The sequence below is a fragment of the Bdellovibrio bacteriovorus genome (genome assembly GCF_002208115.1).
GTDB lineage: Bacteria > Bdellovibrionota > Bdellovibrionia > Bdellovibrionales > Bdellovibrionaceae > Bdellovibrio > Bdellovibrio bacteriovorus_C.
Genome location: NZ_CP020946.1, coordinates 2,215,840 through 2,238,994, shown reverse-complemented (window position 1 = coordinate 2,238,994; position 23,155 = coordinate 2,215,840). Strand labels below are relative to the sequence as shown.

Genomic DNA, 23,155 nt, shown 5'->3' with positions numbered 1-23,155 from the left:
GGTCAATACCCTTGCCACTTGTGTATGAAGGTCGGGTGGTGAACCGATTTGGTAATACTGCCACCGATGTTCATCAGGACGGCGGAATCGACATAACCAAAGTTGCCTCCGTAAGCCCGGCCCACGCAGCGTACTTCGCCCGAGGTGGCCTTGGCGCACGTGGATGAATTCGCGGCCCACACTTTGGTGTACGTGTTGGCGCCATCCACCGCCAGTGGGACCATGAAGAGACTGTGGCTTCCTGTATAGTGCGGCATGTACAGGCCCGAGAACGTGGCATTACCCCAGCATTTGATCTTACTTGCGGTGATGCCGCAGGTATGTCCCGAGGCCATGGAAATATCTGTATAATCGGCCGTCGAATCAATCGCGGTCGGTGTGTACCGGTTTGTGCTTGTGCTATCCCCCAGTAAGCCATTGAAGTTAGAACCCCAGCATTTAAGCTTGTTGGCAGAAGTGATGCCGCAACTGTTGTAGGGGCCCGTGGAAATCTTCGTGTAAGTGACGCCAGAATCCACCTCTTCCGGAAGATAAGAGGACGATGTGCCACTTGGTTTTGCGATCTGTCCATGGGAGTTAGAGCCCCAGCACTTAATAACTCCCGTAGTTGTGCGACCGCAGGCGTGGGACATGCCCAGTTCGATGTCGCTGTAGCTGACGCCACTGTCAACAACCGTGAAGCTGGTTCGGGAATTCGTATCTCCCAGCCCCAGTCTGCCATTATTGTTGTATCCAGCACACTTCAGAACGCCTGTTGTGGTGATGCCGCAGGTGGCGTTGTAATAGGAAACCACTTTCGTGTAAGTGTCGGTGGTATCGGCCACTGTCGGAGAATAAACAGTCGCCCCGATGGCGCCAGCTTCCCCGAGCTCTCCGGAACTATTTATGCCCCAGCACTTCATTTGTCCTGTGCTGGTAATGGCGCAGAAATCATGCGTGCGCTTGGAATGGATGTAGCTGTAGTTTGTGCCCGGATCAATCATCACCGGGGCCGGTCTGCGCGCATCTGTTTGCGAGCCGTCACCAAACGGCCCTTCTGTCGATCGCATGGATCCCCAGCAATAAAGTTTATTCGAAGACAGTCCGCAAGTTCCTGAATAATGATCGTCAATGGCATCAGCACCAAAGACCGAAAGTGTATCAAAGGTCCATTCCAAAGCTTTGGTCATTTTTTCTGCATAGATGTGGCGGTTGTTACCACTTCCGTAACTGTAAGCATTTTGTGGCGAATTGTCGCCCAGCAGATTGCCCCAGCATTTGAAGGCTCCGGCTAGGGTGATGCCGCAAGCGCGGGCGCCAGTAACTTGAATGGCAGCATAAGCGGTTCCGGCGTCAGATGCCGCTGGAACGTATTGAATATTGGAGGTGCCATTTCCAAGCTGGATCAGTGAATTCACACCCCAGCATTGCAAGACGTCATTGGATGTGATGGCACAGGTGAATCCGCGTGCCGTTGCGATATTCCCGTCATCATTCACGGCCACAGTTTTATAAGTTTCAGCACTGGTGACTGCAACGGGAGTGGAGCGTGTGGTGACACCGTTGTCGCCAACCTGACCATAGTTGTTCGTGCCCCAGCACTTCAGATTGTTCGTCAGCGTGATGCCACAGGCGTGTTTTGAACCAATCGAAACAGACTTGTAGGATTCTGCGGCATCAATGGCGGTAGGAACGCTTTTAGATGTGGCCGAGCCATCACCCAGTTGATAGTTGACGTTGGATCCCCAGCAGAACAGTTTGTCGTCACTGCGAATAGCGCAGGTTGATCTGGATCCGGCATGGACAAATTTGTAGGAATTGGCGTTGTCGACGTCTGTAGGCGACAGGCGTCTGGTGGTATCATTCAAGCCTAGTTGGCCATAGTCGTTTTTGCCCCAGCATTTCAGCTTGTTGTCTGTGGTGATGGCGCACGAATGATAGTCGCCGGAAGACACCGTAAGATAAGTCGTCGTGTTGTCGACGTGCAGTGGTGTTTGCTGCGAGCCGGTCACTCCGCCACCGGCCTGACCGTCGGCGCTGTCGCCCCAGCAGAATAGGCGGTTGTCCAGAGTAACGGTGCAGGTGTGGTATTCACCTGTAGAAATACTTCTATACCCCGTCACGCCTGCAATAGTGATAACGAACGGAGAAGCCTTGAAGTCACTGACCGTGCCATCAATTTGGCGGTACATGTTTGTACCCCAGCATCGCAGCGAAGAATCTTCCATGATCGCACACTGGTGACCCCGGGCCATGGAAAGCTGCGAAGCTTTAAGATCTTTTTCGTCATCGGCAATAAAGAACTGGGTCTGATAGTCATTACCCAGGGTTGCAAGCAAAGTGTCGGTGTGGGTGAAATGCAGGCTCATCAATTTTTCACCTTCGACCAGGCTGTTATCCGGGAAGTTGACGGAGATCGTGGCGGAGGTCGATCCCGCTGGGATCGTGATAAAGCCAGAGCTCAGGTCATGGTGATCCGGATTCACAGCATCACCTGTAATTCGATAGTAGGCGGTCACATCATAGCTTTTCGCCGGGGACAGGCTGATGTTGATGGTTCTTGAGCCTGATCCTTCCTGCACACGGTTCATTCTTGCGCTGGTGATGTTGACAGTTGAAATAGAATCCTTGGTCCAGCTGACAGACACCGCATCAGTCGCAGCCTGGAATGCTCCGGTGGCATCGCCTCCCAGCACACACAAAGTCACCGGACCGTTGGGTAAAGCAGAGATATTGTCTGTAATGTTTGTTGAGACGTTGTATGCAGCCGAGTAGGTGGCAGCAGCGCAGGTGCCGGAAGTGATGATTGCTTTTTTATATTGTGACACGCGGAAGCCCGACACCGTGACATTCAACGTGGAAGTCGTGGAAGTGCCGACCGGGTATCCGGCCAGACTTGGAGTCGGAGGTGGATATGGTGTGCTGATCTCCCAAGTGCTGACTGCGTTACCGATGGTGACGGTGGCGGTGTTTGTCTGCGCATTGGCGGCAGGGGACGTCATGCGCAACTGGATGACCTGTCCGGTAGAAACCGGAACGGAGCTGCCCCAATAACTTCCCGTGGTGATATTGCGAATCTGGGCATCGGATCCACTGACAGTGGCAATAGCTGTCTGGTTAAGAGAGCCAACGGTGGTGTTCGATGTCGTGTATCGAGTGTTCAAGGCGGCATTATGAATTTTTGCAAAAGTGGGTGGACTTGACAGGATCGGACCCGGATTTCCCCAGTAAGCAACCCAGCCATCACGCACGGCACTGCCGTCGCTGGTGAACTTGATCGTCATTTTTCCCGAGTTGGCCGTTTGGGTTGCCGGGATTGTGGTTCCGCTGACCTGATTCAGCAGCAGAGTCCCGGCGGTCGTCCCGTCGTAAACACTGACCTTGTCCCAGGCGGCTTCGGTGTTGAAGGCTATGAAGGTCAGGTTGATTGGGGCCCCAGTGTTGATCTCAAACTGGCAGTTTTCGTTGTTCTGATACTGGCCATTGGCGCCGCCGGAGTCGTAAATAAATCCATCCGTTGCGGTCGCGGCGGTCGCCGAACACATTGAGTAAAAGTTTTGTACATTGTAACGGTCCCATTGATATTCCGTTGGGTGCCAGTTGGCCTGCCAGGTTCCATTGGTGTGTTTGCCCAGGAGACAAAGCTTCAGTCGTTCATTTGCAAAGGCGCTAAGGTCTGCGGTGATGTTGGTTGAAATGGCAGTTTCTGATCCATAACCTGTGCTGACGGCACAGTCCGTGGTTGCAGATGTTCCAAGTTTATATCTATAAGACACAACATTGGTGCCGCCAACCGTAGCGTCCAGGGTATTTGTGCTGTTGTTGGAAGCAGGCACGTTGCTGGCTGTTGCCACAACGAACGGGTAACCTTCGATAACCAGGTTTTTTCTGCCCGCTAAAGAGTTTGCAGATCCAATGGCCGGAAGGGTGGCCGTGGCATTGGCACCCCCGGCATCCTTGATCGAGGTGGCGTTGGTCAAAGCTGTTGAAGAATAGTCCAGATCCGCAGCACTGTGTTCATAGGCCACGGTGTAACGGAACGTCAGTTCCGTGGTGCCACTGCCGCTAAGATAAGTCGCCGTCACACCGGAACCGGCAGCCACCGTCATCACCGGGTTCGGGCTTATAACCGTGACTGGTTTTGTGAAGACAACCTGAATATCAATGTTATCACCCGGCTTATAAGTGCCATCCGGGTTTGTCGCTGTGACGTGGGTGACTGTTGTTGGCAGCAGGGGCGTTGATATCATCCAGTAGTAACTGGCATCGCCAGCACGAACATGGGCCAGGCGGTATTGGTCAGTGGCATTCGGTGAAGTCATGCGGACTTCGATGGCGTCGCCGGGGTTGGCCACGATAGAGCTTGCGAATCCCGAAGAGGTCGTGATGTTGCGGATTTCGGCATCATAGCCAGAAACCGAGATGACTGTGGCTGTGGTCAGCCCCGTGACGGCAGAGGTGCGCGTGTAAACCGTGTTCACGTTGGCATTGCTGACATTGGTCATGGTCAGGATCGGGGACAGGTTCGGAGCTCCACCCCAAATCAGGGCAACCCCGGTCCCGGTCACAGACCCATCACTTTTAAATTCGGCGAACAGAGTGCCTGATGTTGAATTGACCGCTGTGTTGTAAACGGTCCCTGCCACCGGTCCCAAAATCACCGTTCCTGCCGCACCTGTTTCACGCAGTCTCAGGAAGTCGTAAGAGATATTATTTTCAGTGTCATAAGTGACTGTGGCAGAGATTGCGGCTCCCGTCGTGATCGAGAAGTAACAGTTGGCAATGGTTTCGTTGTCGCCATAATTTGCTGTAGGTCCGCCAGAATCATACAGGCGGCCTTTGGGGGCAGTCGTGGACTTGACGGTTCCGCACAGATTGAAGGATGGCAGATTTTCAACGTAATGCCATTGCGCCTGAGTCACAGCAAAGGCTTTTTGCCAGTTGCCGGCGCTGTCTTTACCCAGCACACAGATCTTCAGGAATGAATACTTCGGATGCACGCTGATATCATCAGTGATGTGCGTCGCTGCAGGAATTTCAGCTGAATAGCCCGTGGACGTTGAACAGTCGACAGATCCAGATAAACCCAGTTTGTACTTGTAGGCAACAACATCCAGACCCGATACGGTGATATCAAGAACATTGCTTGAATCAGCTCCCATCGGAGTATTGCTCAAGATGGCTTTCGCCAGCGGGCTTGAATAAGCCTCCACCACGATATTCTTTGTTCCAGCCAAAGAATTCGCAGTTCCCGGGGCGGGAAGTGTCAGCGTGGCATTGTTGCTAAGAATATCCCGGATGGTCCCGCCGTTCAAAGCAAGGGCTGTTGTGCTGGTGTAATCCAGATCCGGATTTTCATCGCCGGTTTGAATGGTGTAGTTAAACAATAGCTGAGCCGAGCCCGAGCCACTTGTATAGTTGACCACACGGTCGGTGGCGCCGGTTTCAAGAGTCAGTTGCGGAGTTCCGGTGACAGTCACATTTTCGTCAAACGTCACACGAACCTGTACGGACTGGCCTGGGCCATACGTGCCATCCGCCGTTGTCGCATCCACCGTTAGAATCACCGGACCTTGCGAGTCCCGTGTCCATGTCGCCTGAGAGCTTGCTGTGGACCAGTTGCCGGCAGAATCGCGGCCGAAAACGCAAAGCTTGTAAGCTCCTTGCGCTGCCAGAGAGTCCGTGATTTTAGTCGCAACGACGATGTCACTTCCGGTGTAGGCCGCACTGTTTGTGCAGACCTCAGTGCCACCCGGAGCCACAATAAAGTAACGATAGTGCGTGATGTCCGTACCACCGACAGTCACATTCAGAGTGCCTGTGGTGTTGGTTCCTGTCGGTGCGCCTGTAATAGTCGCGGCACCCGGGGATTGGGAGTCTTTCGGATAGGTTGATGACGCTGTGGCATTGTTTCCGCTGACGCGACTGTGAGAAGCCACCACGGTGTAGGGTGTGCCAGCCGTGTCGGCCAAAGAGCTCAGATCCAAAGAACTGCTCCAGGCACCGGTTGTACAGGTCGCAGTACCAGTGATCCCGGCGTGACCGGTGACGGTCAAATTGACAGCTTGACCGTTTTCAGAGCAAGCGCCGGAAAGATTAAAGGCCGTCTGATTCAATGAATTGATGAATGTTCCGGCCACTGGTGATGTCAGGGTGACAGTCGGGGAAACGGAATCATGAATGATCGAATCAAAAGCGCAGTCGGATTCATTTCCGGCAACATCACGAACTTTGAAATAGACCGTATTGGTGTTGTTGGCCGTCGGCAGTGTCCAGGCTTTGCTGGCATTGAAAGTTTCCCATGCGCCACCACTCAGACAAAGCGCGGTGTTGGTAACATACATCTGTACGCCGTCCGTGGTCGTGCTGCTTAAGTTGGCGCTTAAGCTAGTGGTGTAGGCATCATTGTTGTTAATAACAAAGCTGTTCACAGTCGGAACAACAGTGTCTTTGGCAAAGACCTTTGTGACTGTCGGCGCTACCGCACCACTGGCGCGTGAATGATCCAGGGTGAAGGTCAGATTGCCTTGGGCTGCTGCACTCAGATCCAGAGTTTTTGTCCAAGAGCTGCCAGAGCATGTGGCCGTTGTGGCAGCTTGGCCTGTGACAGAGATCTGCACCGGACGGCCGTCTTCAGAACACGCTCCGGAAATCACAAAAGCGGACACATTGGAAAGATTGACGTAACTTCCATCGGCCGGAGAGGCCAGTGACAGTGACGGCACCGTGCTGTTGTGAGTGATGCTGTCGTCATAGCAACTGGAAGAGTTTCCGGCGGCGTCTCTGAATTTAACATACACCGTGTTCACGGCATCCGCCGTGGTCAGAGTCCACGCTTTGCCAGTGGCAAAAGCTTCCCACGCTCCACCTGTGGTGCAGCCCGCGGTGTTGGTGATATACATGTCTGCGGCATCTGCACTGGTCAGTCCAAGTGAAACCGCAAGATCATTCGTCGAAGCCGCTCCGGAATTAATGCTCAAAGTTCCGGTCGGAGCTTGGGTGTCTTTATTATAGGTCGGAGAATTCGCCGTATTGGAATTCCCCGCAGCATCATTCAAAGACGCTGTCAGTTGGAAGGTGCCTTGCGGCAGGTCGCTCAAATCCAGGATGGCTGAAAAGGCCGACCCCGTACAGATGGTCGTCCCGGTGAATCCGCCAGGACCGGAAAAATTCACAGATCGGTTGTTTTCAGAACAAGTACCACTGACGGTGAAGGCAGTCACATTGGCAGAATTGACGATGGTGCCAGCAACGGGAAGGGTGAACGCCAGGGTCGGGACCACGTTGTCATGAAGAATATCATCACTGACACAAGGGGATTCGTTCCCCACGCTGTCGCGGAATTTTGCATAGACGGTGTTCGTGGCATTGCTGTTGGTCAGGGTCCAAGGGGCTGCGGCATTGTAAGCGACCCAGCTTCCGCCGGTACAAGTCGCCACAGAGCTTAAATACATCTCTGCGGCATCAGTGACAGAACTGTTCAAGGTCGCACTCAGCGAGTTTGTCGCCGCATCGCCGTTATTCAGGGCCAGAGAATTCACCACAGGGGCTGTGACATCGCGGTTCGCAGTCGATGTGGCTGTGCGTGTGTTTCCGACCGCGTCAGTGTGGGTTGCAGAGACAGCGACGGATGTGCCGGACAGCGAAGCAAGGTTTAGTGACCCGGAAAAAGTTCCGCCCGTGCAGGTGAATTCGGCATTTACAGATCCGGCAGTCACAGAAACGACTCGCGTCGCCTCTGAACAAGTCCCACTAACAGAATAGGCACCTTGATTGGCAGAAGTGATCGTCGCCAGAGCATTTAAGGTGATTGTCGGAGGCACCACATCTTTGGTGATAGCCAGGCGGTATTCCTTGGCGGCGGCCCCGGGGGCGGTGACGGTGGCGATCAGGTCACCGCTGAAAAGTGTCGGTAAAGAACTGAAATCCAGATTCTGGGTCCACTGGCGCGCGCTGCAGGTGAAGGTCAGCAAAGGTGTTGCTGCGGCAGTAAACTCGATCGAAGACCCCAGCAGGCAAGTACCCTTGAACGGGGCGGCCGTCACGTTGCTTTCATTGATGATGGACTGGGAAAGACTTTCGATGGAAAACGCACCAAAATAGGTGATCGGGTTAGAGCACGAAGAAGAAGCCACACTGCCGTCTTTGGACAGGACGAAGACCTTGAACGTGTACTCGACGCCGTCTTCCGGGGTGAACGTGGGCAGGTGAGATGTTTCAGCCGGGCCGACGTTGGCTACTGGCAGGATCGGGGTGGCGCAGGAATCACCGCGGAAATAAAGAACCTGCTGTTCTTTGATGTCGGCTTTTTCAGGAAGGTTCCATTCGGCCTTCAGCAGGCCTTGCTGTCCCAGGGAATCGCTGTTCCACTTCAGGGTCGTCGGGGTGGAGTCTTCAGCCGCGATTTGCAGTTCCAGTGAACATCCGGTCAAAATCAGCAGGCCAAAGCAAATAAGCAGCCTTTGCGCCCGGCGGATCAGATAGGTGGTGTTAAGAAACGTACAATTCATGGAAACCTCTTCGGATTTCTATGAACAGATCTAAATCCCCAGTTTGGGGGAAAATGTTCTATAAACAGCTGGAAACACCAGCCTTTCCACTGGTTTTCCGCGGAAACAGGGGCTTTTATGGGGGCAATTAAGATCCTGCAATGACCGCTCTCGGGAGCTCTTAAATATGAGAGGACCTCTCAATTAGCATCAAAACCACTAAGTCCTCAAAAAGCTTGATTTCCCACACCTTTCACCCTAAAACAGTGAGTCCGTATTTACGACTGTCTAAGGCAATGGTTAAGAGTCCTCCCTTTCGGGAAGAACGCCTTATCGGTGGAAGGTATCTATATGAAAATGCGCACTCACTCTGGCGCTAAGAAGCGTTTGAAAGTTCTTTCAAGCGGTAAAGTTAAGAAAAAAAGCACTCGCATGCGTCACCTGAACTCTCACATGAGCTCTAAGACGAAAAGACAACTAGGTAAAACATCATATGTAGAAGACGCGAACATGCTTCAAGTTCGTCGTTGCTTGGTATTCTAGTTTTTTAATTTAAAAATTGTCTTTCGGTGCCCGGCAAAGTCCGTGGCGTAATAGAGGCGTAATAGAGGTTCAAAATGGCTCGTGTAAAATCTGGTAAAACAAATCGTGCTCGTCACAAAAAAGTTCTTAAAAGAGCAAAAGGTTACTACAGCGCAGGTTCTCGCGCGTACATCCACGCGGTAGAGAAAAATGACCGTGGTATGGCTTTCGCTTACCGCGATCGCAAAGTTAACAAACGTAACTTCCGCACTTTGTGGAATCAGCGTATCAATGCAGCAGCTCGTTTGAACGGGACTACATACTCTCGTTTGATCGGTGGCTTGATTAAAGCTGGCATCCAAGTTGACCGTAAAATCTTGGCTGACCTTGCTATCAACGACGCAGCAGCATTCACTGCACTTTGCAAACACGCTTTGGCATAAGCCAAAGCTAAAAAGTACAGCAAAGCTCTGTTAAAGGAGCCTTAGCCCCATGGACGAGTCCAATAGTCAGTTTGAAAAAAGAAAGCGCGATCATATCAGGATTGCGCTGGATCCAAGGTCCCAGACCGATGGACAAAACGGATTGGACTCGATCACTTTAATTCATGAGGCTTTGCCTGATCTGAACTTTAAAGAGGTCGATGTTTCGACCTCTTTCTTTTTTTCCGGGGAGTCCATCCCACTTTCATCTCCAATCTTTATCTCTTCAATGACTGCGGGCCACGAAAAGGGCCGCGAGATCAATGAGGCATTGGCGCGTCTGAGTGACCGCCGTCAGATTCTGATGGGGGTTGGTTCGCAACGTCGTGAACTGGAAGATTCCAATGCTGCCGAAGAATGGGCGCGCGTGCGCAAACAGGCGCCGAAAGCCCGCTTGCTTGGCAATATTGGAATCGCTCAGCTCATCAAGTCGCCGATTGATAAAATCCGCCGACTGATTGATTCCACCGAAGCGGTGGCTTTGTTCGTCCACCTGAATCCTTTGCAAGAGGCTTTGCAGCCCGAAGGCACGACAGATTTCAAAAACGGTCTTTCCGCGATTGAAAATCTGGTGAAACTGGCCGGTGTGCCGGTGATTGTGAAGGAAACGGGCTGCGGTTTTTCCGTGGACACTTTAAAGCGTCTTTCCAGCACCGGCATTTACGGCGTGGATGTTAGCGGTAAGGGTGGGACACACTGGGGTCGTGTGGAAGGCTATCGTTCGGAAGAATCCGACATGCTTTATCACGTAGCCCAAACTTTCGCCAACTGGGGCATCAGCACGAAGCAAAGCATGCTGAATGCCATCGAAGCCCGGGTAGAGTATCAGCTCTGGGCATCGGGCGGCGTGAGAAATGGTTTGGAAATTGGTAAACTTATGGCGTTGGGAGCTTCAAAGGTGGGGGTTGCAAAACCTTTCCTGGAAGCGGCTCTTCAGGGCGATGAGGCTCTTGAGAATTTGCTGACCCGCTTGGAGCTGGAACTAAAAACCACTCTGTTCTGCACGGGCTGCCGCAATCTGAAAGACCTCCAAAGCAAGAAGGTGATTCAATGACAAAACAACTTCAGGATATCTTTAAAGGTTTCTCCAAACTGTCTCGTGAAGAGCGTCTGAAAGCACTTAAAGAAGTCGGTGCATTGAACGAAGCCGAAGCGGACTACCTTGCCAAAGGCGGTTTGAAAGACACTTCCTTGGGTGAAAAGTTTATTGAAAACGTGATTGGTTACTTCCAGCTTCCGCTGGGGGTTGTTACCAACATGCGCGTGGACGGCAAAGACTTTGTAGTTCCTATGGCGGTGGAAGAAACCTCCATCGTGGCGGCTTGCTCTAAAACAGCCAAATGGATTCGTGAATCCGGCTCTATCACAACAGAGGTCGTGGGGAACGAAATCATCGGTCAGATCCAGTTGGCGAAAATCCGCAGCTTTGCGGACTTTGAAAAACAAATTCTGGCTCAGAAAAACTATCTGATTGAAGCGGCCAATCGCGAAGTGGCCTTTGGTCTGGTTCGTCGTGGAGGCGGGGTGCGTGATCTTCACGTGCGCCGTGTGCCTCGTGGTGACGGATCTGACATGGCGGTGATTCACATCCTGATGGATCCTTGTGATGCCATGGGGGCTAACATCGTCAATCAGGTGTGTGAATACCTGAAAGAGCCGATTGAACAGTTCACGGGTGAAAAAGTCACCATGTGCATTCTGTCTAATCTGGTGGATTCCAAAGTCACTCGCGCGGTTGTGCGTATTGATGACATTGATCCTGAATTGGCTGAAAAAATTGAAGAAGCCTCTTTGTTCGCGCAAATGGATCCGTACCGTGCAGCCACCAACAACAAAGGTGTCCTGAACGGCATTGATCCGATTTTGATTGCGACTGGTAACGACTGGCGCGCGGTGGAAGCGGGCATTCATGCTTACGCCTGCCGTGATGGTCAGTACCGTTCCATCACCCGCTGGTACCGTGAAGGTAAAAGCCTGGTGGGCGTGTTTGAAGCGCCGCTGGTTGTGGGCACCGTGGGTGGTGTGACGACTTTGCATCCGACCGCGATGCTTTCCATGAAAATGCTGGACACTAAATCTGCCAACGAATTGTCGCGTATCATCGCGGCCGTGGGCCTGGTGCAGAATCTGGGTGCTTTGAAGGCTTTGACCACGGTGGGTATCATCGAAGGTCATATGAAACTTCACACCAAAAATCTGGCTCTGGGTGCGGGGGCCGAGGAAAAAGAAATTCCTCTGGTTCAGAAAAAACTGGAAGAAATTCTGGCGATTCGCAAGCGTATTTCCCTGAGCAATGCCATCGACGTTCTGAAAGAACTTCGTGCGGCTCAGAAAACCCCGGCGTCCACGACTCAACATCATTCCTAGGAGCAGACCTTGTCTTTGGTCTTCTCCGTTCCCGGAAAAACATTTATTGCTGGTGAATACCTGGCTTTGGCGGAAGGACCGACGCTGTTCTTCCTTTCGCAGCCATGCTTTGAAACGGAAATTTCCCGCGGCAAAGGCGACGTTCTGGGCATTCACCCGGAAAGCCCAGCCGGCGTTTTCATGAGCAAACACCGGGGTTATTTCAGAAATTTTGATATCACTTTCCGTGATGCTTATTCCGGCAAAGGCGGCTTTGGCGCCTCAACAGCGCAGTTCCTTTCAGTCTATGCGATGTGGCTTTATAAAGAGGCCCACCAAATGGACATGGAAAAGTATCTCGACTTCAAACACATGCTTGAAGTGTACTATCATGTCGCCTGGAACGGGCAGGGTCAGCGTCCAAGTGGCGCCGACCTGGTGGCGCAGTTGAAGGGTTCCATGACCTTCTTTGAAAAACGTCGTGGGATGATTTCGGTGGCCAGCTGGCCGTTTGATGATCTGGAATTGTTGCTGGTGCATACTGGTAACAAACTTGCGACCCACGAACACCTGCGCACTTTGCCAGTCTTCCCGACGGCGGGGCTTGAAAGCGCCATGCTGACGATCCGGGATGCTTTTGACAAGATTGACAGTGCTCGTTTTGTTGAAGGTGTGAAAGCCTATGCCCAGGAATTATTAAAACTGAACTTTACCTGCGAACCGACACTGAAACTATTGGCGGACATCAATCAAATCCCTGGAGTCAAAGCCGCCAAAGGTTGTGGCGCTTTGGGGGTGGATGTGATGGCGATTGTGACGGCCAAAGGTGAAACTGCAGGTGTTAAAGCCTACTGTGAAAGCAAGGGCCTGTCCGTGCTTTCTTCCTCTGATAAAATCTCGTCCGGACTTCAGGTCCGAGGTAGCCTATGAAACAAGTGACTGTATCTGCTCCATCCAATATCGCCCTTATCAAGTACATGGGTAAAATTGAGGGCTCTGGCAATAAACCGACCAACGGTTCGTTGTCCTATACTTTGGAAAACCTGCGCACCTATGTTCGCCTGACTGAAATCGACGGCGCACAAGATCAGTGGAAACCCTTGGTTCGTGAAGACCTGCAAAAAATCGAATTGTCTGAAAAAGGCCAGCAGCGCTTTATCAAGCACCTGCAAAATCTAAAGGACAAGTGGGGCGTAAAACAAAGTTTCCTGATTGAGTCTGCGAACAATTTCCCATCAGACTGCGGTCTGGCCAGCTCGGCTTCCAGTTTTGCGGCCCTGACTTTGGCGGCGGCAGAAATGTTCCAGCAGATCAACCCACAGCCATGGGGGACGGATAAAAAATATCTTTCCGAGCTTTCCCGTCAGGGTTCGGGTTCTTCCTGCCGTTCCTTGTTCACACCGTGGGCGCTGTGGCAGCATGAATACGCCGAGCCGATGGCGTTTGAAGTCAAAAACCTGCACCACATGGTGGTGATTGTCGAAGACTCTAAAAAAGAGGTTTCCAGTTCTGAGGCGCACAAACTTGTGACCACAAGCCCGCGTTTCACCGGTCGTCCAGAGCGTGCGGAATTGCGCCTGAAAGACCTAAGCATGGCCTTGCAGTTCAATGACTGGCATATCGCGCGTCAGATCGTCTGGGATGAGTTCATCGATATGCACCGTTTGTTTGAAACCAGCACGCCGTCTTTCACTTATATGAACGATGGATCCAAAAAGGTTCTGGAAGATTGCCAGGCGTTTTGGAACAAATGGCAAGATGGCCCTTTGGTGACCATGGATGCGGGTGCCAACGTGCACTTGTTGTTCCGTCATGATCAGAAAAAACAGTTCGCGCAGTATCGTGAGCATTTTGAAAAGGACTTCAAGGTCATGGCCTTTGAAGGTGTGAAAGACAATGTCCATTGATTTCACCTGCAAAGCCTTTGGTAAATGTATCATAGCTGGTGAGCACGCGGTTTTGCGTGGTGTGCCGGCGGTGGTGTTTCCCATCCAGTCCCGCAATCTGGATTTAAGTTATTCCCGCGGCGAGCAGCCGTTGGAACTGCGTCTGGTCGGGGATCACGGCAAAGAATTGCAATTGCTGGTGTGGGGCGTGCTTGAAAAGGCGTGCGAGCTTAAAGGCATTAAACGCTCCGATTTAAAAGGCACCTTGTTGCTGGAATCCTCCATTCCTGTGGGGGCGGGCATGGGCGCTTCCGCCGCGCTTTGTGTGGCCCTGACCCGTTGGTTGGGATATCTGGGGTATGTTGTTGAAGAGGACTACTATGAATTCGCCCGCAATTTGGAAAACCTGTTCCATGGTGAATCCAGCGGCGTTGATATTGCCGTTGCCTTAAGTGGTGAAGGTCTGCGTTTTGTACGTAATGGCGAAAAGAAGCCTCTGACCCCGGCGTGGAAACCGCACTGGTACATCTCTTATTCTGGCAAACGCGGTGTCACCGTGGATGCTGTGAACAAGGTGAAAGACCTGCTTCTGAAAAATCCCACAGTGGGTGAAAAGATCGATCAGCAGATGGCTGAAGCCGTGGGCATCTTGGAAACAGCCCTGAAGATGGATGAAAAAACAGGCCTGCCAGTTTTGGCAAAAGCCCTGACCCTGGCAGGTGACTGCTTTGAAAAGTGGGACCTGAACGAAGGCGAACCCGCAAAACACATCGCCTGGCTCAAAGAACAAGGCGCCCTGGCCGTAAAACCAACCGGTTCTGGCGGTGGCGGCTACGTCTTGTCCCTGTGGACCTCACTGCCCCCGGCAGAAATCCAATCTCAATTAATCCCCTGCTAAAAGGTGCCTGGTTGAAGGCGGCGAGCATGAAGAAAAAGTCAGGCATTTCGCAAGCATTGTCAGCGGTATCGCAGCTGCAAAAGGACGTTCAAAGTCATGCGGATGCCAGTCGCGCCGTCGTCTTGCAAAGATTCTTCAAAACCGGAAAAGGCGAGTATGCTGAGGGCGATGTCTTTTTAGGTCTGACCGTTCCGCAAAGCCGTAAAATCGCCAAAAAGTATGCTTCCGCTCTTAGTTTGAAAGAGCTTGATAGTCTGGTGAAGTCCGCGAATCACGAAGAGCGTCTGATAGCTCTGCTGATTTTGGTGTCGCAGTTTCAAGAGGCCACTGAAAAAGAACAAGCCCGTATCTTTAAGCTTTATATCAAGAATTCAAAGTACGTGAACAACTGGGACCTGGTGGACACCTCCGCACCAGCCATTGTTGGTGGCTATCTGCTGAATCGAGATCGTTCTGTTTTGCAGGAACTTGCGACATCCAAGAACCTGTGGCAGCGCCGGATTGCCATGCTGGCGACTTTTCATTTTATCTATAATGGCGAGTCCGCCGACACGCTTAAGATCGCAAAGCTTCTGTTGAAGGACGAGCACGACCTGATTCACAAGGCGGTGGGCTGGATGTTGCGGGAAATGGGTAAAAGAGTCAGCGAAGAAAAACTGCTGAAGTTTCTGGATCAATATGCGGCCAAGATGCCAAGAACGATGCTGCGCTATTCTTTGGAAAAGCTGCCTGCAGAAAAACGCAGGCATTACATGAATAAATAAACAGGCGCAGTTCACGCCTGCGCCAAGACTGAACGGGTTAGCGGTGCTGACAAGAGTAGCTGTACAGCGCAATACTGCCAGCGACGGTGGCATTCAGGGATTCCACGCTCTGGGTAGCTACAGACAGGCGCTGCAGGTTCTTAATCCCACTGAAGCCAGGACCTTCTTCGCCCAAGGCAATACGCACATTTTTCGGCCATTTGAAATTCGCGACACTTTCGCCCTTCATGTCCAAAGCATAGATCTGATCATTGTTGGAAACAAAGTCTGCAAATTTACCGATCTTAAACAACGGCAGTTTCAGCAAAGCCCCCGCGGAAGCCTTGATCGCTTTGGGATGGTACGGGGAACAGCTTTCTTCGGTCAGAATCATTTTGCTCGCACCAAATGCCAAAGAGGAACGCGCCAAAGCGCCCAGGTTGGAAGGATCGCCCAAGGGGGAGATCACTTCCAGGCCTTCAGCTTTTGCAGCTGTAAGCGGAGCGATCTCTTTCGGTTCCAGAACCAGAAGATTGTAGTGCGTGCCCACGACGTCAATTTCGTTAAACAGTGCTTTGGGCAGTTTGAAAACCGGGATGCGCTGGCCTTTAAGCTTAGGCGCGGTCATCGTCACGGACTTCAGGTCCTCGTGCACGATTTCACCCTTGATGCGGAAGTTCGGGTTTTCCAAAAACTCTTCGATCAGCTTTTCGCCCATCAGAATAAATTCAGAATGCTTTTTAATTCCGCGCGCAGAGCTGAGGTCGCTCCAGCGGCGGAAATGGTCGTTGGTTTTAGAGCTGATTTCAATCACGGCTGTTCCTACTCGCGGCGGTAAAGTTTCAGGTCGAAGTATTTCTGCGGACCTTTGATGATACGAATCTTGGTTCCGTCCAGGTCTCTGAAGACAATCACGTCATAGAAGTGGGTCGGATCCATGGCGATCTTACCATAGAACAACGGACCGTCCGCCTCCAGCCAACCGGTGGCTTTGTGTGTGAACAGGGCATGGGACTTGATGCGCAATGTGGACAGAGCGTCGCCTTCACGCATTTCCAGATTCACAAACCAGATGGAGTTGTGATCATAAGCCACCCAGTCGCCCTGGAGCTGTTCGCAAGTGACCGGAGTCAGTGAAACAAACGTTGGCCATGGAATGACGGGGTCACCACCCGGGCCGCGGGCATGGGCTGAAATACTGAAAACAGCGAGAATTACTAACAGGAGTGTTTTCATAAAGTAGCTTCCTCCGATTGTCTGAAGTGCACAGATGATTGCGGATTAAAGTAATAACCTTTGCGGTCGCGCAGGATGTATCTTGGGCTTTCCATGTCAGGCTCAAGCAGGGCGCGCAGACGTTTGATCGAAACGTAAATCAGATTGTCATGCAGTTCAGGGTCATAAGCCTGCTGCCAGATGATTTCTATCAGATCTTCCTTGGAATAACGGGTGCCGGCTTTTTTGATGAACAATAAAGCCAGGTCAAAAAGAATATGCTGATTGCGGAAGTCAATCAGGCCCTTGGTGCGCTCCTGAACACTGCGCGCCGCCTCGTCGATCTGGAAATCAAACTGAGGTGCATTGCGAACAATATCTTCAGGGCACATTTGACGGATGAATTTATAAACGCGCGGCAGACGGGTTTTGTCGGTTCCACGCAAAGCCAGTTCGGCGTAAATGCGATAGGCTTCTTTGTTGCCCAGTTCGCGGTTTACAAAGGCCATCTGCGCCAGAATACGGGAAATCAGCAGGTGGAAGCCGTGCAGTTTGGCCTGTTCATAGCAGTCCCACAAAAGATCATTCGCAGCTTCCAGCTTCCCGGTTTGGGTGAAGATATGGGTGCGCAACAGACGCGACGTCAGCTGCATTTCAGCGTTGTCCATCTCTGCCAGAATGGTGTCGAGTTTGTTCAGTTGCAGCAGGCTTTGAGCAAATTGAGCGGGTTCAAAGGCGCGGGACATTGCATTGGTGAACAGCGCGCGCACCAAGGTGTCGAGATCGCCAGATTGTGTGGCTTTCTCAATGGCTGAGTTGATGTAGTCTTGAGATTCCTGCAATTTGCCGTTGGCCAAAAGCCAGGAGCCGATCAGGTTTTCAGCCATGCCCTGCAAGCGCTCATCCGAAGTGTTTCGGCTTAAATTGATCGTTTGATCAATAACGGATTGAGCTTCAGAAAGCTCTTCCAACTCATGACAACACTGGAAGTAAAGACGGGCGGATTCAATCCAGTCTTGGGACTGTCCGCGGGCCGAGGCTTCCACCATGGCCTCTTCGCTCAATAAACGGGCCTCGTGCAGCGCCCCTTTACGGTGCTGCAAACGTGCCAGTTGCAATGAGGTGTTCTGGGTGGAGTCAGACATCAGTATTTAGCCCAGCGTCTTTTTTCTTCGTTGGAAAGTTCGTCCATCAAAAGCTCTTCGCCTTCGTCTTCTTCCGGCAAAGGCATGTTCTTGATTTTTTCATAAACGACCAAGCGACGTTCATGTGGGGTCTGCGGCAGGGAATACGCCACGTCCTGAACCAGTTTGTAGTACTCGGCCCAGTCTTTTTTCGCAGCTTCAATCTCAGGACCCACGCCGGGGCCTTTCATGAAATAAACGCGGCCGCCGATTTCAAGGCAGCTGATCACGTTCCCAAGGGTGTTGCCAATATCTTCAACTGCGCGGGTGATGGCGCCGCGGACAGGGTAAACACAGTGCTTGTTGATGTTGCGGCCCAGGATGTCAAGCTTTTGTAGCTTCATCTCGCTGCGGACATGTTTTAAGAATTCCACACGGCGCTGAACGCCTTCACCCAAAAGGATCTGCTGATCCGGGTACATGATTTTAAGCGGAATTCCCGGGAAGCCCGGCCCGGTGCCCACGTCCAGCAATGGGAACTGAAGGTCCGTGTATTTCATGATGATGATGCTGTCGATAAAGTGTTTGATCGCGACATCGCGCAGTTTCAACAGGCGCGTGAAGTTCTCTTTTTCCTGATTCAGCATCAAAAGGCGGTAAAAGTGCGCCAGTTGCTGCCTTTGGCTGTGGCTGACCAGATCAAATCCGTGATTGCGGAAGACATCAGCAAGGCGATCATTGGCCTCATGGATGTCATAGATCGTCTCTGGTTTCTTATGGCGGCCCATGTTGGAGGTCGCAGGAGGTGCGCCAGCGCCTTTGGACCCATGACGGGCTTCTTGGCGGGCTTTATACGGGCTGTAGTTGGTCTTGTTCTTATGGGCCATAGCAGTCGGGGGAACATAGGTCTAAAGCCCTTAAACCTCAAGTCTTTTCTGCGCCGTGTGTAAAAGCTAAATGCTTGAAAATACGGGCCTCCAGAGGGATATTGAGAACCTATGTCGACGACCAAACTTGATTCCATCAAAGATAACGCCCTGGCGGCCTTTAAAGCGGCCCCCAGCTCCAAAGACCTCTATGATCTGAAAGTTCAGTACCTGGGTAAAAGCGGGTCCCTGACTGAAATCATGAAAGAAATGGCTTCTTTGCCGAAAGAGGAAAAACCTCTTTTTGGTAAAAAAGTGAACGAAGTGAAGCAGCTTCTAGAAGCCGCTTACACCGAGGCCGAAGATGCTCTTAAAAAACAAGAGATCTCTGCAAAAATGGCGGCTGAGGAAATCGACATGACCTTGCCGGCGTTCTCTCAACCAAAAGGGACTGCGCACCCGGTGAACATCGTGGTGGAAGAAATCTTCACTGTGATGTCCCGCCTGGGTTACAGCATCCGCACCGGTCCGATGATCGAAAAGGATTACTATAACTTTGAAGCCCTGAACATCCCGGCGGACCACCCGGCGCGAGACATGGCGGATACCTTCTTCGTCGACAAAACCCACGTTCTAAGAACTCACACGTCTCCGATTCAAATCCATTCTTTGGAAAATGAAGAACTTCCACTGCGTGTGATCGGCACGGGTCCGGTGTTCCGTTGCGACAGTGATATTTCACATCTTCCGAATTTCCACCAGATTGAAGCTTTGTGCGTGGATGAGAAAATCTCCATGGCGGACCTGAAAGGGACCATCAGCTTCTTCGTGCGTGAATTTTTCGGCCCGGGTCTGAAAACCCGTTTCCGTCCCAGCTATTTCCCTTTCACCGAACCTTCGGCGGAAGTCGACTGTTCTTGCCCGATCTGCAAGGGCAAAGGCTGTTCTTTGTGCAAACAAAGCGGCTGGATTGAAATCGGCGGTTGCGGTCTGGTGAACCCGAAAGTGTTCCAGGCAGCTAAAATTGAATATCCTAAATGGCAGGGCTTTGCTTTCGGCTTTGGTGTTGAGCGCATGGCCATCATCAAGTACGGCATCGAAGACATCCGCTTGTTCCCTGAAAACGACGTAAGATTCTTAAGGCAGTTTGTAAAATGAAGATCAGCTTAAAATGGCTCCATGATTATGTAGACGTGACCGAATTCTTCCAAAAGCCAGAAGTCCTGGCGGAAGCATTGACCCGTGGCGGTTTGGAGGTTGAAGAAATCACCAATCGTGCGAAAGACTTCAATCACGTGGTGATTGGTCACATCCTTGAAAAAGACAAACACCCGAATGCTGACAAGCTTTCTTTGTGCCGTGTTTCTACGGGCGAGGGCGTTGTTCATCAGATCGTGTGTGGCGCACAAAACCACAAAGCTGGCGACCGTGTGATCGTGGCTTTGCCGGGTGCGGTTTTGCCGGGGAACTTTGCGATTAAAAAATCCGCAGTTCGTGGCGTGGATTCTGCCGGGATGCTGTGCTCTTTGAAAGAGCTGGGCCTGGCGACGGAATCGGAAGGCATCGCGATTTTGCCAGCGGATGCTCCGGTGGGTAAAGCGTACGCTGAATACGGCGGTTATGATGACGTGACTTTCGAATTGAAAGTCACGGCGAACCGTGCGGACTGTCTGTCTCACTTTGGTCTGGCACGCGAAGTTTCGACATTGTTCGGGAAAGAACTGAAAGTTCCTTCCACAGAAGTCAAAACCAACGGCAAATCCACCAAGTCTGAAATTGCTTTGGACGTTAAAGCCTTCGATCTGTGCCCGCGTTACGCGGGCCGTTTCTTGAAGGGTGTGAAAGTGGGCCCAAGCCCGGCTTGGTTGAAATCCCGCCTTGAAAGCGTGGGCATGAATTCCATCAACAACATCGTGGACGTGACAAACTACGTGATGTTGGAGCTGGGTCAGCCGTTGCACGCTTTTGATGCGGCTTTCATCAACGGCAAAAAAATCATCGTGGACCGTGCAACAGCGGGTGAAAAATTCATCACTTTGGACGGAACCGAAATCGCCCTGAGCGGCGCTGAACTGACCATTCGTGATGCCAATCATCCGGTGTGTCTGGCGGGCGTTGTGGGTGGTAAAAACTCTGGCGTTTCTGATTCCACGACCGAAGTGTTCCTGGAAGCTGCTTACTTCCTGCCGATGAGTGCGCGTAAAACTTCACGTTCGCACGGTATCGACACGGATTCCTCTTACCGCTTTGCCCGGGGTGTGGATCCGGATGGAACTTTGCGCGGTTTGAACCGTGCAGCGGCTTTGATTCTGGAAGTGGCGGGTGGCGAAGCGTATGCTGACCATCATGACTTCTATCCAAACCCGGTGAAAAAAGCGCCAGTGACGATCACCATTAAAACGGTGTCTGAACGTTTGGGTTATGAAGCGGAAGAACACAAATTCGTCGATTTCATGAAACGGCTGGGGTGTGAGATCACTAAAAATGGTGAGACCTTCACCGTGCTTCCTCCGACCTTCCGCTTTGATATCGAACAAGACATGGACCTGGTCGAAGAATACGCTCGCCTGAATGGGTATGAGCATATTCCAGAGGCGTTGCCTGCTTTGGCGGCAGCTCCGAGCTTCCAGGACAAGACCTTTATGTTGAACCGTACCACCAGCGAACTTTTGCGTGGTGAGGGCTTCCAGCAGGCAGTGAACTTTGCCTTTGTCGGCTCCAAAGCTCAGAAAGCTTTCCTGGGTTCTTTGGAATCCATGAAAGCAGCGGGCCTGACGGTGACTGAAAAAGAGATCCGCATCCTGAATCCTCTGAACGAGGAAATGGACGTGATGCGTGGTTCTTTGAGCTTTGGTCTGTTCAGAAACCTGAACAACAACTTCCACTCTGGCAACATGCAGGGGCGTCTGTTTGAAATGGGCAGCACCTTCCATGTGAAAGAGGACGGCGGTTTTGCTGAAGGCAGCCGTGTGGGGATGGCGATCTGGGGTCGCGCCAGCAACCTTTGGAACAAATCTCTGGATTATCCGGTTGTTTATGAACTTAAAGCGGCAGTTGAAGTGCTGTTGAAGTCTTTGAATATCTCTTCTTACACTTGGGTGACTCCGGCGAATAAGTCTGAGGTTCCGGGGTTCTTGCACCAAGGGCAGTTCGCTCAGTTGTTGGTGGAAGGTAAGAAAGTGGGCTTCATCGGGACCGTGCATCCGTTGCTTTTGGAAGACAATAAGATCCGTGTTCCTGCGGCTTTGGCTGAATTGGATCTGGATCAGCTTTATAAAGGCCAGCCTCGTCCATACCGTATCCAAAGCGTGTCCAAGTTCCCGGTAGTGGAGCGTGACTTTGCCTTTGTGATGCCAAAAACCCTGAAAGTCGGCGATGTCCTAAAAGACATCCGCAAGGCGGGAGCAGGTCTTCTTTTGAATGTGGACGTCTTTGACTTGTATGAAGGCGATAAGATGGAAGCGGGCAAAAAATCCGTCGCCATCCGTATCTGGCTGCAGGATAAGAATGCCACACTGCAAGAAACCCAGATTAACGAGACAACAACCAAGATTCTAGAGAGTTTGAAGAAGAATTTTGATCTTTCTGTGAGATAAATTCTTGATTGTTTTCAGTTAGTTGTTAGGCTTAAGGCATAGCCGCAGTGCTGTAGCCCGCAGGGCGAAAGCTGAAGCAGCGCTTGAAGATATTTAATTGGAGTGAATGACTATTATGGCAGGCCAGAACTTAGGTAAATCAACTGTGACTAAGGCCGATATCGTCGAGAACGTATATCAGAAGATTGGTTTCTCCAAAAAAGAGGCTTCTGAATTGGTGGAACTTGTTTTCGACACCTTGAAGACTGTTCTTCAAGATGGCGAAAAAGTTAAGATTTCTGGTTTCGGTAATTTCGTTGTTCGTGGCAAAAACGAGCGCATTGGTCGCAACCCTCAGACAGGGGAGCAGATCAAGATCTCTGCACGCCGTGTTCTTACCTTCCGTCCGTCTCAAGTTTTGAAGGCGATGCTGAATGGTGAGGAATACGCTCACTTGAAAGATGAGGACGATGATGACGACTACGACGACAATGAGTAATCCGTCCCTGGAGGTCGAAAGTTCTGAACTTTCACTAGGGGACCATCATATTGATTTCATCGAGCAGGCTGAAGTTGCCACTTCAGTCCCGGTGACGGCGACCTCTCCGATTTCCATCCCAGCCATGCTGTGTGATGAAAAACTTCTGGAAGAGATCAACGCGATCCCGGACAAGATGGGTTTCAAAATCGGCGACGTGGCCGAAATCCTGGGCATCAAACAATATGTTTTGCGCTACTGGGAAACAGAGTTTGAAGTTCTTCGCCCGAAAAAGGCGTCCAACAACCAGCGTATGTATACGCGCAAGGATGTTGAAAACGCTCTTCTGATCCGCAAGCTTTTGCACCGTGACCGCTTCTCTATCGAGGGCGCACGTAACGCGATGAAAGAGCTGAAAGCGCACGTGAAGAAAGAAAAAGACATGACCCAAGTTTACCATAAACTTGAGGGCATCAACGAAGCGGTGGAGGACTTGATCCTGGATATCCGCAGAGTCCGTCAGATTTTCAAATAGTTTCAATAAAAAAGGCC

17 protein-coding genes are annotated in these 23,155 nt (G+C 51.6%); 12 read left to right on the top strand and 5 right to left on the bottom strand.

Features of this window, described 5'->3' with window-relative positions; translation table 11 throughout:
- Positions 1-2 precede the first annotated feature (2 nt).
- Entirely contained in the window at positions 3-8,489 is an 8,487-nt protein-coding gene (locus B9G79_RS10775; RefSeq protein ID WP_088565508.1) for an RCC1 domain-containing protein, read from the bottom strand.
- Positions 8,490-8,819: 330 nt separating this feature from the next.
- On the opposite strand from B9G79_RS10775, the gene rpmI reads away from it, so the two are divergent.
- From rpmI to B9G79_RS10735, 8 genes are all read left to right on the top strand, one after another.
- On the top strand, positions 8,820-9,011 hold the full coding sequence (gene rpmI, locus B9G79_RS10770; protein ID WP_011164102.1) for a 50S ribosomal protein L35: 192 nt from the start codon (positions 8,820-8,822) through the stop codon (positions 9,009-9,011).
- A gap of 74 nt (positions 9,012-9,085) precedes the next feature.
- A complete protein-coding gene (rplT, locus tag B9G79_RS10765) occupies positions 9,086-9,433 on the top strand; it encodes a 50S ribosomal protein L20 (protein WP_011164103.1) in 348 nt (115 codons plus the stop codon).
- A 49-nt stretch (positions 9,434-9,482) separates the two neighbouring features.
- Entirely contained in the window at positions 9,483-10,526 is a 1,044-nt protein-coding gene (gene fni, locus B9G79_RS10760) for a type 2 isopentenyl-diphosphate Delta-isomerase (protein ID WP_088565507.1), read from the top strand.
- On the top strand, positions 10,523-11,839 hold the full coding sequence (locus B9G79_RS10755; RefSeq protein ID WP_088565506.1) for a hydroxymethylglutaryl-CoA reductase, degradative: 1,317 nt from the start codon (positions 10,523-10,525) through the stop codon (positions 11,837-11,839). The genes fni and B9G79_RS10755 overlap by 4 nt, the downstream gene beginning before the upstream one ends.
- 9 nt (positions 11,840-11,848) lie before the next feature.
- Positions 11,849-12,748 carry a hypothetical protein gene (locus tag B9G79_RS10750; RefSeq protein WP_088565505.1) on the top strand — a complete coding sequence of 300 codons (900 nt, stop codon included), beginning with the start codon at positions 11,849-11,851 and terminating at the stop codon, positions 12,746-12,748.
- Positions 12,745-13,725, top strand: a complete 981-nt coding sequence (gene mvaD / locus B9G79_RS10745; protein WP_038448931.1) for a diphosphomevalonate decarboxylase — start codon at positions 12,745-12,747, stop codon at positions 13,723-13,725. Before B9G79_RS10750 ends, mvaD begins: the two co-directional genes overlap by 4 nt.
- The gene (locus B9G79_RS10740; RefSeq protein WP_011164108.1) at positions 13,715-14,602 is read left to right on the top strand and encodes a mevalonate kinase family protein; all 888 of its coding nucleotides are present in this window, start codon (positions 13,715-13,717) and stop codon (positions 14,600-14,602) included. The genes mvaD and B9G79_RS10740 overlap by 11 nt, the downstream gene beginning before the upstream one ends.
- A 26-nt stretch (positions 14,603-14,628) precedes the next feature.
- The gene (locus B9G79_RS10735) at positions 14,629-15,366 is read left to right on the top strand and encodes a DNA alkylation repair protein (protein ID WP_088565504.1); all 738 of its coding nucleotides are present in this window, start codon (positions 14,629-14,631) and stop codon (positions 15,364-15,366) included.
- A gap of 37 nt (positions 15,367-15,403) precedes the next feature.
- Here B9G79_RS10735 and B9G79_RS10730 read toward each other — a convergent pair whose 3' ends face one another.
- From B9G79_RS10730 to B9G79_RS10715, 4 genes are read right to left on the bottom strand one after another with little or no spacing between them, the layout of a single operon-like run.
- Positions 15,404-16,159 (bottom strand): TrmH family RNA methyltransferase, encoded by a 756-nt coding sequence (locus tag B9G79_RS10730; protein WP_088565503.1) that lies wholly within the window; start codon positions 16,157-16,159, stop codon positions 15,404-15,406.
- An 8-nt stretch (positions 16,160-16,167) separates the two neighbouring features.
- Positions 16,168-16,581 carry a hypothetical protein gene (locus B9G79_RS10725; RefSeq protein WP_011164111.1) on the bottom strand — a complete coding sequence of 138 codons (414 nt, stop codon included), beginning with the start codon at positions 16,579-16,581 and terminating at the stop codon, positions 16,168-16,170.
- Positions 16,578-17,705, bottom strand: a complete 1,128-nt coding sequence (locus tag B9G79_RS10720; RefSeq protein WP_088565502.1) for a winged helix-turn-helix domain-containing protein — start codon at positions 17,703-17,705, stop codon at positions 16,578-16,580. The genes B9G79_RS10725 and B9G79_RS10720 overlap by 4 nt, the downstream gene beginning before the upstream one ends.
- A complete protein-coding gene (locus tag B9G79_RS10715; protein ID WP_088565501.1) occupies positions 17,705-18,571 on the bottom strand; it encodes a 16S rRNA (guanine(527)-N(7))-methyltransferase RsmG in 867 nt (288 codons plus the stop codon). The genes B9G79_RS10720 and B9G79_RS10715 overlap by 1 nt, the downstream gene beginning before the upstream one ends.
- Before the next feature lie 111 nt (positions 18,572-18,682).
- Between B9G79_RS10715 and pheS the strand changes: the two genes are divergently transcribed.
- The 4 genes from pheS to B9G79_RS10695 all read left to right on the top strand — a co-directional run bounded on the left by pheS (position 18,683) and on the right by B9G79_RS10695 (position 23,138).
- Complete coding sequence (gene pheS / locus B9G79_RS10710; RefSeq protein WP_088565500.1) at positions 18,683-19,708, top strand: phenylalanine--tRNA ligase subunit alpha; 1,026 nt, start codon at positions 18,683-18,685, stop codon at positions 19,706-19,708.
- Positions 19,705-22,146: a phenylalanine--tRNA ligase subunit beta gene (gene pheT, locus B9G79_RS10705; RefSeq protein ID WP_088565499.1), complete on the top strand. Its 2,442-nt coding sequence runs from the start codon at positions 19,705-19,707 to the stop codon at positions 22,144-22,146. The genes pheS and pheT overlap by 4 nt, the downstream gene beginning before the upstream one ends.
- 145 nt (positions 22,147-22,291) lie before the next feature.
- Positions 22,292-22,624, top strand: a complete 333-nt coding sequence (locus B9G79_RS10700; protein WP_038451770.1) for an integration host factor subunit alpha — start codon at positions 22,292-22,294, stop codon at positions 22,622-22,624.
- Complete coding sequence (locus B9G79_RS10695; RefSeq protein WP_232468576.1) at positions 22,596-23,138, top strand: MerR family transcriptional regulator; 543 nt, start codon at positions 22,596-22,598, stop codon at positions 23,136-23,138. The genes B9G79_RS10700 and B9G79_RS10695 overlap by 29 nt, the downstream gene beginning before the upstream one ends.
- The last annotated feature ends 17 nt before the right edge of the window (positions 23,139-23,155 follow it).

Excerpts from the sequence above, each read along its gene's own strand:
- B9G79_RS10775 (WP_088565508.1), bottom strand. The coding sequence starts at position 8,489 with ATGAATTGTACGTTTCTTAACACCACCTATCTGATCCGCCGGGCGCAA.
- rpmI (WP_011164102.1), top strand. The coding sequence starts at position 8,820 with ATGAAAATGCGCACTCACTCTGGCGCTAAGAAGCGTTTGAAAGTTCTT.
- B9G79_RS10715 (WP_088565501.1), bottom strand. The coding sequence starts at position 18,571 with ATGGCCCATAAGAACAAGACCAACTACAGCCCGTATAAAGCCCGCCAA.
- B9G79_RS10725 (WP_011164111.1), bottom strand. The coding sequence starts at position 16,581 with ATGAAAACACTCCTGTTAGTAATTCTCGCTGTTTTCAGTATTTCAGCC.
- B9G79_RS10735 (WP_088565504.1), top strand. The coding sequence starts at position 14,629 with ATGAAGAAAAAGTCAGGCATTTCGCAAGCATTGTCAGCGGTATCGCAG.
- fni (WP_088565507.1), top strand. The coding sequence starts at position 9,483 with ATGGACGAGTCCAATAGTCAGTTTGAAAAAAGAAAGCGCGATCATATC.
- mvaD (WP_038448931.1), top strand. The coding sequence starts at position 12,745 with ATGAAACAAGTGACTGTATCTGCTCCATCCAATATCGCCCTTATCAAG.
- B9G79_RS10695 (WP_232468576.1), top strand. The coding sequence starts at position 22,596 with ATGATGACGACTACGACGACAATGAGTAATCCGTCCCTGGAGGTCGAA.
- rplT (WP_011164103.1), top strand. The coding sequence starts at position 9,086 with ATGGCTCGTGTAAAATCTGGTAAAACAAATCGTGCTCGTCACAAAAAA.
- pheT (WP_088565499.1), top strand. The coding sequence starts at position 19,705 with ATGAAGATCAGCTTAAAATGGCTCCATGATTATGTAGACGTGACCGAA.
- B9G79_RS10755 (WP_088565506.1), top strand. The coding sequence starts at position 10,523 with ATGACAAAACAACTTCAGGATATCTTTAAAGGTTTCTCCAAACTGTCT.
- B9G79_RS10740 (WP_011164108.1), top strand. The coding sequence starts at position 13,715 with ATGTCCATTGATTTCACCTGCAAAGCCTTTGGTAAATGTATCATAGCT.
- pheS (WP_088565500.1), top strand. The coding sequence starts at position 18,683 with ATGTCGACGACCAAACTTGATTCCATCAAAGATAACGCCCTGGCGGCC.
- B9G79_RS10720 (WP_088565502.1), bottom strand. The coding sequence starts at position 17,705 with ATGTCTGACTCCACCCAGAACACCTCATTGCAACTGGCACGTTTGCAG.